Annotated in this window: 11 protein-coding genes; 3 read left to right on the forward strand and 8 right to left on the reverse strand. The window is 74.4% G+C overall.

The genetic code is table 11. The features are described 5' to 3' along the window. Positions 1-192: 192 nt before the first annotated feature. Together ACNJ93_RS04060 and ACNJ93_RS04065 are read right to left on the reverse strand one after the other, a co-directional pair. The gene (locus ACNJ93_RS04060) at positions 193-1,821 is read right to left on the reverse strand and encodes an amidohydrolase (protein ID WP_418955936.1); all 1,629 of its coding nucleotides are present in this window, start codon (positions 1,819-1,821) and stop codon (positions 193-195) included. Positions 1,822-1,862: 41 nt separating this feature from the next. After that, positions 1,863-2,303 (reverse strand): Lrp/AsnC family transcriptional regulator, encoded by a 441-nt coding sequence (locus tag ACNJ93_RS04065; protein ID WP_030691308.1) that lies wholly within the window; start codon positions 2,301-2,303, stop codon positions 1,863-1,865. Between the two features lie 169 nt (positions 2,304-2,472). Here ACNJ93_RS04065 and ACNJ93_RS04070 point away from each other — a divergent pair, with 169 nt between their 5' ends. Beyond that, complete coding sequence (locus ACNJ93_RS04070) at positions 2,473-2,847, forward strand: hypothetical protein (RefSeq protein WP_418955937.1); 375 nt, start codon at positions 2,473-2,475, stop codon at positions 2,845-2,847. A 12-nt stretch (positions 2,848-2,859) separates the two neighbouring features. On the opposite strand, the gene ACNJ93_RS04075 is transcribed toward ACNJ93_RS04070, so the two are convergent. The 4 genes from ACNJ93_RS04075 to ACNJ93_RS04090 all read right to left on the reverse strand — a co-directional run bounded on the left by ACNJ93_RS04075 (position 2,860) and on the right by ACNJ93_RS04090 (position 8,150). Further along, positions 2,860-3,951: a phosphotransferase family protein gene (locus ACNJ93_RS04075; RefSeq protein WP_418955938.1), complete on the reverse strand. Its 1,092-nt coding sequence runs from the start codon at positions 3,949-3,951 to the stop codon at positions 2,860-2,862. A 9-nt stretch (positions 3,952-3,960) separates the two neighbouring features. Next, positions 3,961-5,082: a hypothetical protein gene (locus ACNJ93_RS04080; RefSeq protein ID WP_418955939.1), complete on the reverse strand. Its 1,122-nt coding sequence runs from the start codon at positions 5,080-5,082 to the stop codon at positions 3,961-3,963. A 402-nt stretch (positions 5,083-5,484) separates the two neighbouring features. Further along, the gene (locus tag ACNJ93_RS04085) at positions 5,485-6,657 is read right to left on the reverse strand and encodes an acyl-CoA dehydrogenase family protein (protein ID WP_418955940.1); all 1,173 of its coding nucleotides are present in this window, start codon (positions 6,655-6,657) and stop codon (positions 5,485-5,487) included. A 116-nt stretch (positions 6,658-6,773) separates the two neighbouring features. Continuing rightward, a complete protein-coding gene (locus ACNJ93_RS04090; protein WP_418955941.1) occupies positions 6,774-8,150 on the reverse strand; it encodes a peptidase C39 family protein in 1,377 nt (458 codons plus the stop codon). 421 nt (positions 8,151-8,571) lie between these two features. Here ACNJ93_RS04090 and ACNJ93_RS04095 point away from each other — a divergent pair, with 421 nt between their 5' ends. Continuing rightward, positions 8,572-9,198, forward strand: a complete 627-nt coding sequence (locus ACNJ93_RS04095; protein WP_418955942.1) for a uridine kinase family protein — start codon at positions 8,572-8,574, stop codon at positions 9,196-9,198. 313 nt (positions 9,199-9,511) lie between these two features. Then, positions 9,512-11,410, forward strand: a complete 1,899-nt coding sequence (locus ACNJ93_RS04100) for an AAA family ATPase (protein WP_418955943.1) — start codon at positions 9,512-9,514, stop codon at positions 11,408-11,410. On the opposite strand, the gene ACNJ93_RS04105 is transcribed toward ACNJ93_RS04100, so the two are convergent. After that, positions 11,407-12,435, reverse strand: coding sequence for a hemolysin family protein (locus tag ACNJ93_RS04105; RefSeq protein WP_418955944.1), 1,029 nt, complete (start codon positions 12,433-12,435; stop codon positions 11,407-11,409). The genes ACNJ93_RS04100 and ACNJ93_RS04105 overlap by 4 nt on opposite strands. Beyond that, positions 12,432-13,763 (reverse strand): hemolysin family protein, encoded by a 1,332-nt coding sequence (locus ACNJ93_RS04110; RefSeq protein ID WP_418955945.1) that lies wholly within the window; start codon positions 13,761-13,763, stop codon positions 12,432-12,434. The genes ACNJ93_RS04105 and ACNJ93_RS04110 overlap by 4 nt, the downstream gene beginning before the upstream one ends. Between the last annotated feature and the right edge of the window lie 7 nt (positions 13,764-13,770).

Here is a 13,770-nt window from a genome sequence, read left to right on the forward strand (position 1 = left end):
GGCGACTGCGTGGAGGTGTGAACCGGTCGGACGTCCCGTGGTGGACGCGCCGAACCTACCGGCCGGTGGCGGCTCGCTGTCAACACCCGTTTGACCTGGGCGGACGGCCGGGAGCCGGCGGCCGGCGAGGAAGATCCGCAGGTCGCGGCGGAGCCTGCGGACCTCCTTCCGAGGGTGCGAAATGTCCCGATGTCACTCGTTCGGGCTCAGGAATACCGTTTGTCCGCCTACGACCGTCCGCAGACAGACGGGGAGTTCGCGTCCCGGGGTCAGATCCGGCAGGCCGGGGGTGCCGGAGCGCGGGTCGGTGGACCAGCGGGCCACCCGGTCGTCGGGGGCCTGCACGACGAGCTCGCCGGTGCGCCAGACCGCGTAGTCGGCCGGGGCGCCCGGCACCAGCGCGCCCGCGTCGTCGACGCCGGCCGCCCGCCAGCCGCCGCGGGTGTGGGCGGTGAACGCGGCCCGGACGGAGACCCGGTGCTCGGGCGTGCGGTGGAAGGCGGCGGCCCGGACGGTACCCCAGGGGTCGAGCGGGGTGACCGGGCTGTCCGAGCCGAGCGCCAGCGGGACACCGGCGCGCAGCAGCGCCGCGTACGGGTTGAGGGCGCGGGCCCGCTCCACGCCGAGGCGCTCCGCGTACATGCCCTCGTCGCCGCCCCACAGGGCGTCGAAGGCGGGCTGGACGGAGGCGGTGAGCCCGAGTTCGGCGAAGGCGGCGATCGTCTCGGGCGTCAGCATCTCCGCGTGCTCGACGCGGTGCCGGGCGGCCCGGATCCGGGCGAGCCCCAGCTTCTCGGCGGCGGCCCGGACGCCCTCCACCACGGCGGTCACCGCCGCGTCGCCGATGGCGTGGAAACCGGCCTGCAGCCCGGCCTCCGTGCAGGCCACGACGTGCGCGGCGACGGCCGCCGCGTCGAGGCGCTCGGATCCGGTGTGGGCCGCGTCGGCGTACGGCTCGTGGAGGCAGGCGGTGTGCGAGCCGAGCGAGCCGTCCACGAACAGGTCGCCGGCGGCGCCGCGGGCGCCGAGCGCGCGGGCCCGCTCGACGTCGAGGTCGGCCCAGTACCCGACGATCCGCGGGCCGGGCCCGTCGAGGGCCAGCAGTCCGGTGAAGTCGTCCTCGGAGGAGATCTGCGGGCCGCCGCACTCGTGGACGGTGCCGATGCCGAGGGAGGCGGCGTGGGCGAGCGCGGCCCGCTGCGCCTCGGTGCGCTGGGCGGGCGCCAGGGCGCCGTACGCGGCGGCGCGCACCGCGTGGTGGGCGTCGCCGGTCAGGGGCTCGCCGTCGCGGAAGCCGTCGAGGTCGCGGACGCCGGGGACGAGATCGAGCAGGGCGGTGGTGACCACGGCCGAGTGGACGTCGATCCGGGTGAGGTAGAGGGGCCGGCCGCCGGTGAGCTCGTCGAGCTCCTCACGGCGCGGGGCGCGCCGCTCGGGCCAGCGGGCCGCGTCCCAGCCGTGGCCGACGAGGATCCGGTCGCCGGGCCGGTCCGCGGCGTACGCGCGGATGCGCGCGGCGGCGTCGGCGAGTGAGCGGGCCCCGGACAGGTCGAGCCCGGTCAGGGCCAGGCCGGTGGCGGTGGTGTGCACATGGGCGTCGACGAACGCCGGGGTGACCAGGGCGCCGTCGAGGTCGATCACCTCGTCGGCGCCGTCGGCGAACGCGTCGGCCGCGCCCTCGGAGCCCACCCAGGCGACGTGTCCGCGCTCCACCACCATGGCCGTGGCGAAGGGGTCGGCGGGGCTGTGGACTTCTCCCCGGCGGAGCAGGACGGTGCGGTGCGCGTCCTCGGGCAGACGCTGGGTCAGGCTGTCGGTCATGCGACCAGCCTAGGCCCCGGCCACGAGCCGCCGGACGCCCCCTAGATGCGCGGCGGTCTGGCCTCGTACGGAGTGGACAGGACGACGGTGGTGCGGCTGGAGACGCCGGCCTGGGAGCGGATCCGGGTGAGCAGGTGCTCCAGTTCGAGCGGCGTGGCCACGCGCACCTTGAGAATGTAGTTCTCGTCGCCGGCCACGCTGTGGCAGGCCTCGATCTCCGGGATGTCGGCCAGCCGGTCCGGGGTGTCGTCGGGGGCGCTGGGGTCGAAGGGTTTCACCGAGATGAAGGCGGTGAGGGGCAGGCCCACGGCCTCGGGGTCGACGACCGCGGCGTAGCCGCGGATCACCCCGCGCTGCTCGAGCCGCCGGACGCGCTGATGCACCGCCGAGGTGGACAGGCCGGTGGCCTTGCCCAGGTCGGTGTAGCTCATGCGCCCGTCCTTGACGAGCAATTCGACGATCTGACGATCCAGCTCCTCCATGCGGTCAACTTACATGTGCACGGCACCTGCGAGAGGCATGTGACGAAGACCACAGGTCAGCCGTGGAGTGGATCGTGACCTCGCGGTTATACGGCGCGCGCGAGGGGAATTGCTTGCTGTGGTCGAGGCCATACGTACGTGGCCGGCCCACCCGAGGGGGAGATTCTCCATGCAGGAGCCTGTCGATTCCGTCGTGACCTCCGAGGACGACGTCCTCGACGCCTACGACACCTTTGAGATGTACCGGGTCGTCTGCCCGGACTGCGCCCAGCCGATCGCGCTGCTGGCGGACGAGGACGTGCTCCCGGAGCACGCGCTCTGCCCCACGCCGTGGAACCCGTTCACGCTGACCGTGTGCCCGGGCACCGGTCGCGCGGCCGCGGACGCCCGCCCGGCCGACGAGACCCTCGACGTGCAGGAGCAGGACACCGGCCTTCTGCTGACGCTGCCGCAGGGGCTCGACTGGCGGATGCAGCCCTTCTCGCACGTCGGCGGTCCGGGCTCGCGTCCGATGAAGGCGCGTCAGCTGCGCCGCGCCGCCTGACGGCGCGGTCCCTCACCAGTACTCCCCGCGCACCATCGCCGCGAGCGTGGCGTGGTGCAGGATCAGGCCGTCCGGGTTCTCCGGCACCTCCACCTCTCCGAAGTGCGCCTGCCGGTACGCGACCCTGAGCATGACGATCGCGTGCCGCAGGGCCGCGTAGAGGGTGTGGAACTCCATGTCGCGCGGCGTGTGGCCGGTCAGTTCGGCGTAGCGCCGCTCGACGGCGTCGCGGCGCAGGAAGTCCGGCAGTCCCGGCTGGCCGAAGCTCACCGTGAGGTCCTGGAAGAAGCGGTGGAGGTAGACGGTCCAGCCGAGGTCGACCTCGCGCGGGGCGCAGCCGGCCATTTCCCAGTCGAGCACGGCCGCCGGTTGGAAGCCGTCGTAGACGATGTTGCCGATGCGGGCGTCGCCCCAGTTCAGGACGGCGGGGCCCTCGTCGGCGGGCCAGTGGTCCTCCAGCCAGGCGAAGGCGGACTCGATCAGCGGTGAGGGCGCGAGCCCGTCCACCACCCAGGCGTAGTAGGCGCGTTGGGCGTCGACGTGGCGGCGCAGCGGGCTGCCGGCGCCGTCCGGCAGCAGGAACTCGGCCTCTTTCGCGGGGAACTGGTCGTGCAGCCGGGCGAGGACGCCGATCGAGGCGGCCTCCAGGCGGGCGCGTTCGGCGTCGGTGGCGGCGTGCAGCCAGTTCCCCTCGTACGTGTAGGGCATGACGTCCGGCGGGACGCGGCCCTCGGCGCGTTCCATCACGAAGAACGGCGCGCCGAGCGGGCCGGGGTCGGTCTCCAGCCAGAGCACCCGGGGCACCGGCACGTCGGTGTGCTCGCCGACGAGCCGCATCACGCGGTGCTGCCGCTCCATGTCGTACACGGGGAAGATCGTGTACGCGGCGGGGTCGGCGGCCAGCCGCAGGGCGCAGCCGCGGGCCGGGGCGTCGGGGTGGTCGACGGTGAACAGCAGGGTCTCGCTGGACATGCCGTTGGAGGCGGGGACTTCGAGGCCGGCGATCCGGACGCCGGGCAGTCTCGGCGCGAGCCAGGCGGTGAGCCGGCGGCCGAGTTCCTCGGGGTCACGGGTGGTGGTGCGGGGACGGGGGGCGGCGGCCATGGCTGCTCCTCACTCGGCGACGGACGTGTGGTCGGCGAAACCGCTGGGGTCGTGGCGGCCGAAGGAACCGTGCTCGAAGATCCCGTACCCGATGCGGCCGTCGAGGGTGAAGCGGGCGGAGTGGTCGGTGACGCCGTAGGCGGCGAGGGGATGGGCGGCGGGGTCGGACAGGTCGTACACCCGGCGGTCGGTCCAGCCGCGGCCCCGCCAGGTGCCGTGCTGCCAGTCGTCGGCGGGCGGGTAGCCGGCGCCGACGGCGAGCGGGGAGGAGGCGAGGATCTCGACGCCGATCTCCAGGGGCTTGCCGGCCGGGTCGGCGAGGTGGACGACGGCGCGTTCGGGCCGGCGGGTGCCGGGGTGGTAGGCGATGTCGGTGCGGGGCCAGCCGAGCTGGGCGTCGCGCCGGCCGTCGCGGACGAGCAGGGCCTCGTTGAGGGTGCGGAAGCCGTCGGCGTCCTCCTGGACGACGACCATGACGAAGCGGTCGTCGAAGCGCATCGGGATCCAGAGCCAGTGGAAGCCCTCGGGGCGGAACTCGTCGGCGCGGCCCGGTTCCTCGCCGGGCAGGGGGCGCACGCCCCAGCTGCGGTCGCGGGTTCCGGTCCACTCCCCCGCGGTGACCGTGAACTCCTCGCCGCCGGCCCGGATCACGCCGGTGCAGTGGCCGGCCTGGACGAAGCGGCGGCCCTCCAGGGTGAGCCGGTCGCCGCGGCGCTGGATGTGGTGGGGCTCCCAGACGGCGGGGAAGTCGCCGGTCCACCGGAGATCGAAGGAGAGGCCGCCGGGGTCGCCGGGGTCGGCGTCGCAGTGCAGGGAGAGCCGCCGCAGGGGCTGGTCGACGGTGATCCGCAGCGGGCCGACGGCGAGGTGCGTGCGGTCGTCGCCGAGGGCGTCGGAAGCGCGGACGGCGTGCAGCAGGTCGCCGGTGCGCAGGGTGGCGTAGGCGTCGATGACGCCGGTGTTGGGGTAGACGCCGAGGCCGGCGATGAGCAAGGCCCGGCCGGCGTGGTCGAAGACGTGGAAGATGCACCGGTCGTAGACGTTCCGGTCGCCGCTGACGTGGTGCTTCATGGACAGCGGGGCCTGGTGCACGGGGTACTCGTCGAGCGCGACGGGCCGGTCCTCTGACACGGTGACCTCCAGGTCGGCGAAGGGGAATTGACGGTACGTCAGAAACGCCTCGGCCGACCAGAGCCGTGCGCCCCCGGGCCGCCGGCCGGGGCCGCGGGCAGGGGGCGAACCTTCGCTCGATTGCGGACGACGGTGACCCCGGCGGGGCGGTGCGCGTTGATCCGGGCATGACCTCGACCTACACCGCGCCGAGCGAGTACGGACGGTGGCAGCGGGTGGACACGAGTACTGAAGAATCGGTTCCGCAGCCGCCTCCGCCGCCCGCCGACCCTCCCATCTACCAGGCGCTGCTCCGCCAGTGGGCCAGCCACGGCCGGACGCTCCCGGGCCGCCGCGACCCCGAGTGGAACCGGCTCGCGGCCGCTCCGGTCTTCGCCGACCGGACGGTACGGGCCAGCGGGGTCAGCGGGACTCTGGTCCCACGACGTGACGAGCGATGACCATGCGCTGGATCTGATTCGTCCCTTCGACGATCTGCAGCACCTTCGCCTCGCGCATCAGCCGTTCCACCGGGAACTCCGCGGTGTACCCGGCGCCGCCGAGCACCTGCACCGCGTCGGTCGTCACCTGCATGGCCGCGTCCGAGCAGGACAGCTTGGCCATCGCCGCCTCGCCGGAGAACGGCAGGCCCGCGTCCCGCAGCCGGGCCGCCTCCAGGTACAGCGCCCGGCCCGCCGCGACCCGCGTCGCCATGTCCGCGAGCAGGAAGCGCAGCCCCTGGAAGTCGGCGATCGGCCGGCCGAACTGACGGCGCTCGCGGGCGTACGCCACCGCCTGGTCCAGCGCGGCCTGCGCCACCCCGACCGCGCAGGCCGCGATGCCGAGCCGGCCGGAGTCCAGGGCGGCCAGCGCGACGGTGAAGCCCTGCCCCTCCGCGCCGATGCGGCGCGCGTCCGGCACCCGCACCCCGTCGAAGTGCACCTGGGCGGTGGGCGAGCCCTTCAGGCCCATCTTCCGCTCCGGCGCGGCGGTGCTGAGGCCCGGGGCGTCGCCGGGCACGAGGAAGGCGGTGATGCCCTTGGGCCCGGGGCCTCCGGTGCGGGCGAGCACGGTGTAGAAGTCGGCCACCCCGCCGTGCGTGATCCACGCCTTGGTCCCGTCGAGGACCCAGTCGTCGCCGTCCCGCACCGCGCGGGTGCGCAGCGCGGCGGCGTCCGAGCCGGAGGACGGCTCGGACAGGCAGTACGCGCCGAGCAGCCCGCCGCCGAGCATCGCGGGCAGATGGGCCGCCCGCTGCTCCTCCGTCCCGAAGTGGGCCGTCGCGTGGCACGCCAGCGTGTGCACGCTGACGCCGAGCCCGACGGTGAGCCGGGCCGCGGCCAGCTCCTCCAGCATCTGCAGGTAGACCTCGTACGGCTGGTCGCCGCCGCCGTACGCGGCGTCGTACGGCAGCGCCAGCAGGCCCGTCCGGGACAGCAGGGCGAACAGCTCGCGCGGGAAACGCCCGGCGGCCTCCTCCTCGGCGGCGTGCGGGGCGATCTCGCGCGCGGCGAGCTCCCGGACCAGGGCCAGCAGGTCCCTGGCCTCGTCGCTGGGCAGCCGGCGGGCCACCGGCTGCGGGGCGCGGTCGGACATGGCGGCGCACTCCTCCCTGTCGGGCGTGACTCACAGGGCCGATGCTGCCCGTCCGGGTCCCGGATCGCGGCGACCGGCGGCTGTGGCGGGAGGAGTATGCCCGTTCGGCGGGACGGTCAGGCCCGCACGCCCACGGCCTCCAGCGCCTTGCGCTGCGCGGGCGTCGGACGCGCCGGGAAGTACAGGTAGCAGACCCCGCCCGTGCCACTCCTGACCTTGCCGTTCGCGTCGTAGCGCTTCGTCCGCAGCCAGATGTTCTCCCACTCGCGGCGGCGGTAGACGCGGCGGACCGCCTCGTTGGAGGGCGAGGCCGGGTCGTTGGCCACGACGTCGCCGTCCGGTGTGAAGCCGACGACGGTCATGAGGTGGCCCGCGGTGCCGTAGCCGGCGCCGGTCAGCTCCTCCTTGCGGAAGGACTGCGAGGTGATGACCGGGATGCCGGCGGCGATCAGGGTCTCCACGTCGGTGAGGCTGCGCAGCCGGGTGACGACGGCGGCCATGTCCGCGTACGTGGCGGCGTACGCGGCGTTGAAGGGCCAGTTGCCGCAGCCGGCGTACTGGTGGTCGTAGGTGAACCGGGCCGCGTGGCAGACCTGCGGGTCGGCGTAGTCCGGGTTCACCCAGGACAGCTGCTCGGGCGTGGGGCGGCGGCCCCAGTACTCCACGATCATCTGGGACGAGGTGGGGCTGCACCACGCCTCGCCGCCGTTGTCGTACTCCGGGTACTGGCCGATGTGGGTGTTCTGCGAGTAGCGCGGGACCACGAGCTCGCGGGCGGCCCCGGGGGCGGTCGCGGGGACGGTGAAGCGGTCCGGGATGTCGGAGGCCATGGCGCTCAGCCGCCACACGGCGGGGGTGAGGGCCGTGCCGGGCCTGCGGTACAGGGTGAGGCGCAGCCGGTACGCGAGCAGGCGCAGCCCGCTCGCCGCGTCGTCGACGGCGAGGGTGTCGGTCCAGACCGTGCTGCGGCCGTCGGTCTGGTCGTCGACCGAGGTCCGCCGGATGTCGCCGTCCCCGTCGTGGGAGGCCCAGCGGCCCAGCACGTACCAGGGGGTCCAGGCGCCGTCGGAGTACGCGGCGGTCACCTCGACCTGGAGCCAGGTGCCGGCCGGGGTGTCGGCGTTCCACGAGGCGATGAGCTCGGTGGCCGGGACGGTCGAGGCGTGCACCGGGGAGGTCCAGGTGGCGTACTCCCAGGTCGCCGTCCGTCCGGTGTGCGGGTCGCGGTAGTCGGTGCGGCCGGCCGGGGCGTCGATCACGACGGCGGGGCGGAGGCCGGCGACGGCGCGGACGCCGGCGGCCTCGCCGGAGCGCCAGTCGGTGTACGTGGTCCAGGCGCTGTTGTCGACGAGCCCGGGCTCGGGCGCGTGCCGCTCGGGCGCCTGCGCCCGGGGCCGGGCCCCGGCGGAAGCGGGGGCGGACGCGCCCGCGGCGGCGGCAGCGGCGAGGGCGGCGGCGGTCAGCACGGTCCTGCGCGGAGTGGAACTGGTCATGGGACCCCCGGTCGGATTCGGCGGAACGACGGTGCGGCCGGCTCGACGGGCCTCGCGGCCCGCGGCCGGCCGTGGCTCGGCGGCGTGCGGAGACGAACGGTGGTGCGGAGACGTCGGTGGCGCGGAGACGAACGGTCGAGCGGAGAGACGAACGGCAGTGCGGGAACGGACGGTCGTGCGGAGGCGGCGTGCGGGAACGGACGGTCGTGCGGAGACGGCGTGCGGAGACGGCGGTCGTGCAAGGGACGGCGGTGGTGCGCGGCGCGCCCTCCGGTGCGCCACGAAACGTCACTATCGCGCGCGCACCGCTGCCCCGGCCAGCACCGCGCAGCGCGTCGCGCGAGCAATATTGGTCTCCACCACTGGCGTTTCCACCCGGCTGACCTGCGGCGGCGCGAGCCGCCCTGGCTAGGCTGGGCCCATGGACCTCCTCGAACGCGCCGCCGCGCTGCGCGACCTGCCGCCCTCCTGCGGGCCCGTCCGGCTCGTCGCCGTGGACGGCCACGCCGGTTCGGGGAAGTCCACCTTCGCCGCCCGCCTCTCCGCCGCGCTCGACGACGCGCCGGTGCTGCACCTCGACGACCTCGCCAGCCACGAGGAGCTGTTCGCCTGGACGGAACGGATGCTCGCCGAGGTGGTCGCCCCGCTGTCCCGGGGCGAGACGGCGCACTATCACCCGTACGACTGGCATCTGCGGACCTTCCGAGCGCCCCGGGCGCTGCCCGCCGCGCCGGTCGTCCTCGTCGAGGGCGTGGGCTCCGGCCGCCGGGCGCTGCGCCCGTATCTGGCCCGGCTGCTGTGGATGGAGCGGGAGCCGGAGGCGTCCTGGGTCCGGGGCCGGCACCGGGACGGACCGGCGCTCGCCGCGTTCTGGGACGCGTGGACGGCGGCGGAGACCCGCCACTTCGCGGCGGACCCCTCGCGTCCGTTCGCGGACGCCCTGATACAGGAGCGACCGGTGGGGTACATGTGGCTTCCGGGGCCTGCCGAGGCGGTCGGCCAGGACCAGATCCTCACCGAGCGTGAGCAGCTCCGGCCCCCGTACTGAGCAGTCGGACATCGACTTCCCGGAGTGCCCCAACTCGGCTTGACCGGTGGGGCGTACAGGTCTTACGTTCTGAATGTGCGGCTTTTCGGAGCCGCCGCGGACACGAAGCCCCCGGTTGTTCCCCCGTGATCGGGGGCTTCGTTCTGTCCGCTTTCCCCTCCTTCTCCGCCCCGCGTGACCCACTGCGCTCACCCAGGGTCACCGATGACGGATCGCCACCGACGCCTCACTGGTCCCCGCGCCGCGCGGGTACGATGCCGCAGGTGCGGTCAAATCCCGTCCACGAGAAGGCGGTTGGGTAGTGGGGGACGCGATGGACAGTGGCGCCCGCGGCGTCCACGCCCCGGCCGAGCTCGCCTGGCTGCGCGGCGTCGACGCGTACACCATGGGCGCGTACCCGCAGGCGGAGGAGGAGTTCCGGACCGCCGTGCGGATCGACCCCGGCATGGCCGACGGCTGGCTCGGTCTGCACGCGCTGCGCGTGGACACCACCACGGCGCTGCTGCGGATGTACCGCAACCGGGAGCGGTTCGGCGAGCAGCGGACCCGGCACCGGCGCACCCTCAACTCCTGGTACTGGCTCGGCTGGTGGGTCCAGCCCGTCCTGGAGTCCCCGCGCGACCTGCTGCTCGCGCACGCCTCGCACTGGCTGGACGGCCGGCACGTGCCCGAGCTGGACCGGGCCCTGGCGGGCCTGCCGCCGGTGGACACCGATCCCCAGGTCCGCTTCCTGCACGCCTGCCGCGCCTACCTCGTCAAGGACTGGGACCAGCTCCTGCGGCACACCGAACCGCTGGTCGACGATCCGCTGCTCGGCATCGAGGCCGGGCTGTTCGGCGGGATGGCCCGGGTCCGCCTGGAGATGTACGCGCAGGCCGAGCCGCTGCTGTCCACCGCCCTGATGCGCTGCCGCAGCGAACAGCCGCAGCGCAAGGAGCTGCGGTACTGGCTGGCGCGGGCGCACGAGGGCACCGGGCGCAGTGCCGCCGCGCTCCCCCTGTACCGGGCGGTGCACCGGATCGACCCGGCGTTCATGGACACCTCCGCCCGGCTCGCCGCGATCGCCGAGTACGACGGCTTCGACGGGGCGGAGGACCCCGCCGGGTACGCGGCGGTGGCCCTCGGGGGCCTCGGCCAGGACAGCGTGGACGCGGACCGGACCGAGACGGAGACCCCGCTCGCCGAGCCGCCGCGGCTGGGCGGCGAGCCGCTCAAGCCCGCGCCGGGCACCCCGCCGCCCGCGCCGCCGGCGGACGGCGTGCGCGAGAAGGCGGCCGTGCCCGGACGGCCGGCGCCGCCGCGCTTCCCGGCCCGCGCGACCGATCCGGCGCTGCTCGCCGAGGCGCTTGCCGAGCTGGAGCGCATGGTCGGCCTGGAGCCGGTGAAACGGCAGGTCAAGGCGCTGTCCGCGCAGCTGGAGATGGCCCGGCTGCGGGCCGCGCAGGGCCTGCCGGTGCAGCCCCCGAAACGGCACTTCGTCTTCTCCGGGCCGTCCGGGACCGGCAAGACCACGGTCGCCCGGATCCTCGGCCGGGTCTTCTACGCGCTCGGGCTGCTCGGCGGCGACCACCTCGTGGAGGCCCAGCGGGCCGACCTCGTCGGCGAGTACCTCGGGCAGACCGCCGTGAAGGCGAACGAGCTGATCGACTCCGCGGTCGGCGGGGTGCTCTTCGTCGACGAGGCATACGCGCTCTCCAACTCCGGCTACAGCAAGGGCGACGCGTACGGGGACGAGGCGCTGCAGGTGCTGCTCAAGCGCGCCGAGGACAACCGGGACCACCTCGTGGTGATCCTCGCCGGCTACCCCGAGGGCATGGACCGGCTGCTCGCCGCCAACCCGGGGCTGTCGTCCCGGTTCACCACCCGGGTCGACTTCCCCTCGTACCGGCCCCTGGAACTCACCGCGATCGGGGAGGTGCTGGCCGCGGCCAACGGCGACGCCTGGGACGAGGAGGCGCTGGAGGAACTGCGCTCCATCAGCGGCCACGTCGTCGACCAGGGCTGGATCGACGAGCTGGGCAACGGCCGCTTCCTGCGCACCCTGTACGAGAAGTCCTGCGCCTACCGCGACCTGCGGCTCTCCGGGTACAGCGGCACCCCGACCCGCGAGGACCTGGCCACCCTGCGCCTGCCGGACCTGATGCAGGCGTACGGCGAGGTCCTGTCGGGCCGCGGCCCCGCCACCCGCGACCCCCAGGACCCGCCGGGCTAACCGACCGTCGTGCGGTGGGCCGGGTCGCGGACCTCGCCCACCAGGAGCTCCAGGACGTCCTCCAGCGCGACCAGGCCCAGGACACGACCCGAGGGGTCGGCGACCTGGGCCAGGTGGGTGGCCGCGCGGCGCATCGCCGTCAGCACGTCGTCGAGGGGCAGTTCGGAGCCGAGGGTGGCCATGGGGCGCCAGACCTTCTGCGGCACGGCCCGCTCCCGGTCCTCCAGGTCCAGGACGTCCTTGACGTGAACGAACCCCAGGAAGCCGCGCCCGGACCGGACCGGGAAGCGGGAGTAGCCGGTGCGGACGGTCAGCTCCTCGATCTCGCGGGGCGTGACCGACGGCGACACCGTCACCAGCGCCGAGGCCGGGATGAGGACGTCCGTCACCGGGCGGCTGCCCAGTTCGAGCGCGTCCTCCAGGCGTTCCTGCTCCGCCGGGGCGAGCAGTCCGGCCTGGCCGGCGTCCTCGACGAGCCGGCCGAGCTGGGTGCTGGTGAACACCGCCTCGACCTCGTCCTTGGGCTCCACCCGGAACGCCCGCAGCACCGCCCGGGCGCAGGCCCCGAACGCGGTGGTGACCGGACGGCAGAGCCGGGCGAAGCCCACGAGGGCCGGGGCGAGCAGCAGCGCGGTGCGCTCGGGGTCCGCCATCGCCAGGTTCTTCGGCAGCATCTCGCCGACGACGAGGTGGAGGAAGACCACGACCGCCAGCGCGATCACATAGCCCAGCGGATGGATCAGCCCCTCGGGGACGTGGACCGCGTGGAAGACCGGCTCCAGGAGCCGGGCCACGGTCGGCTCGGCGACCGCGCCGAGGGTGAGCGAGCAGACGGTGATCCCGAACTGGGCCGCCGCCATCATCTGCGGCAGATTCTCCAGGCCGTACAGGACCTGGCGGGCCCGGGCGCCGGGGACCTGCTCGATCTGGCTGCGCCGCACCGAGACGAGCGCGAACTCCGCGCCGACGAAGAAGCCGTTCGCGAGCACCAGCAGGAGGGCGAAAAGGAGGTGGAGGGCGCTCACCGGGCGGCCTCCGGGACCTTCGCGGTCCGGACCAGGCGGACCCGTTCGGCGCGGTAGCGGTCGACCTGGCGCACGGAGAGCCGCCAGCCGGGGAGCTCGGCGCGGTCCCCGGCGGCCGGGATCCGCCCGAGCAGGTCGGCGACGAGGCCGGCGACCGTCTCGTACGGCCCCTCGGGCACTTCGAGACCTATCCGGTGCAGGGTGTGCACGCGGCAGCTGCCGTCGGCCTCCCAGGCCGGCTGGCCGTCCTCGGCGGCGACGGCGGTGAGCTCGGGCCGCTCGTCGGCGGCGAGGTCGTGCTCGTCGCGGACCTCGCCGACGAGCTCCTCGACGATGTCCTCCAGGGTGACCACCCCGGCGGTGCCGCCGTACTCGTCGACGACGACCGCGATGGGCTGTTGGCGCCGGAGCCGTTCGAGCAGTTCCTGCACCGGCAGGGACTCGGGCACGAGCAGCGGGGACACGGCGATCCGGCCCACCGGGGTACGGAGCCGTTCGTCGGCGGGCACGGCCAGCGCGTCCTTGAGGTGGACCATGCCGGTGATCTCGTCGATGCGGTCCCGGTAGACCGGGAAGCGCGACAGACCGGTGGCCCGGGTCAGGTTGAGCACGTCGGCCGCGGTGGCGTCGGACTGCAGCGAGCTGACCTTCACCCGTGGGGTCATGACGTGCTGCGCGGTCAGTTCGGCGAGCGACAGGGTGCGGACGAACAGGTCCGCGGTGTCCTGTTCGAGCGCGCCGGCGCGGGCCGAGTGCCGGGCGAGGGCGACCAGTTCGCCGGGGGTGCGGGCGGAGGCCAGCTCGTCGGCCGGTTCGACGCCGAGCAGCCGGACCAGCCGGTTGGCGACCTCGTTCAGCAGGGCGATCACGGGCCGGAAGACCGACGAGAACAGGTACTGCGGTCCGGCCACGAAGCGGGCCACCTGGAGCGGCCGGGAGACCGCCCAGTTCTTGGGCACCAGCTCGCCGACCACCATCTGCAGGGCGGAGGCGAGCAGCATGCCGGTCACCACGGCGACGCCGGGGACCACCCCGGCGGGCAGGCCGAGCGCGGTCAGCGGGCCGGCGAGGAGCGCGGCGAGCGCGGGCTGCGCCAGCATGCCGACGACGAGCGAGGTGATGGTGATGCCGAGCTGGGTGCCGGAGAGCTGGAACGACAGCTCGCCGAGGGCCTTGACGACGGTCCGCGCGCGCCGGTCGCCGGCGGCCGCCGCCTGTTCGGCGTCGGGGCGTTCCACGGTGACCAGGCCGAACTCGGCGGCCACGAAGAAGCCGTTCGCGAGGATCAGGAGAAAGGCCGCGAGCAGCAGGAGCAGAGAGACGATCATGCCGCCG

It is taken from the genome of Streptomyces tritici, from assembly GCF_048500665.1.
Taxonomy (GTDB): Bacteria; Actinomycetota; Actinomycetes; order Streptomycetales; family Streptomycetaceae; genus Streptomyces; species Streptomyces tritici.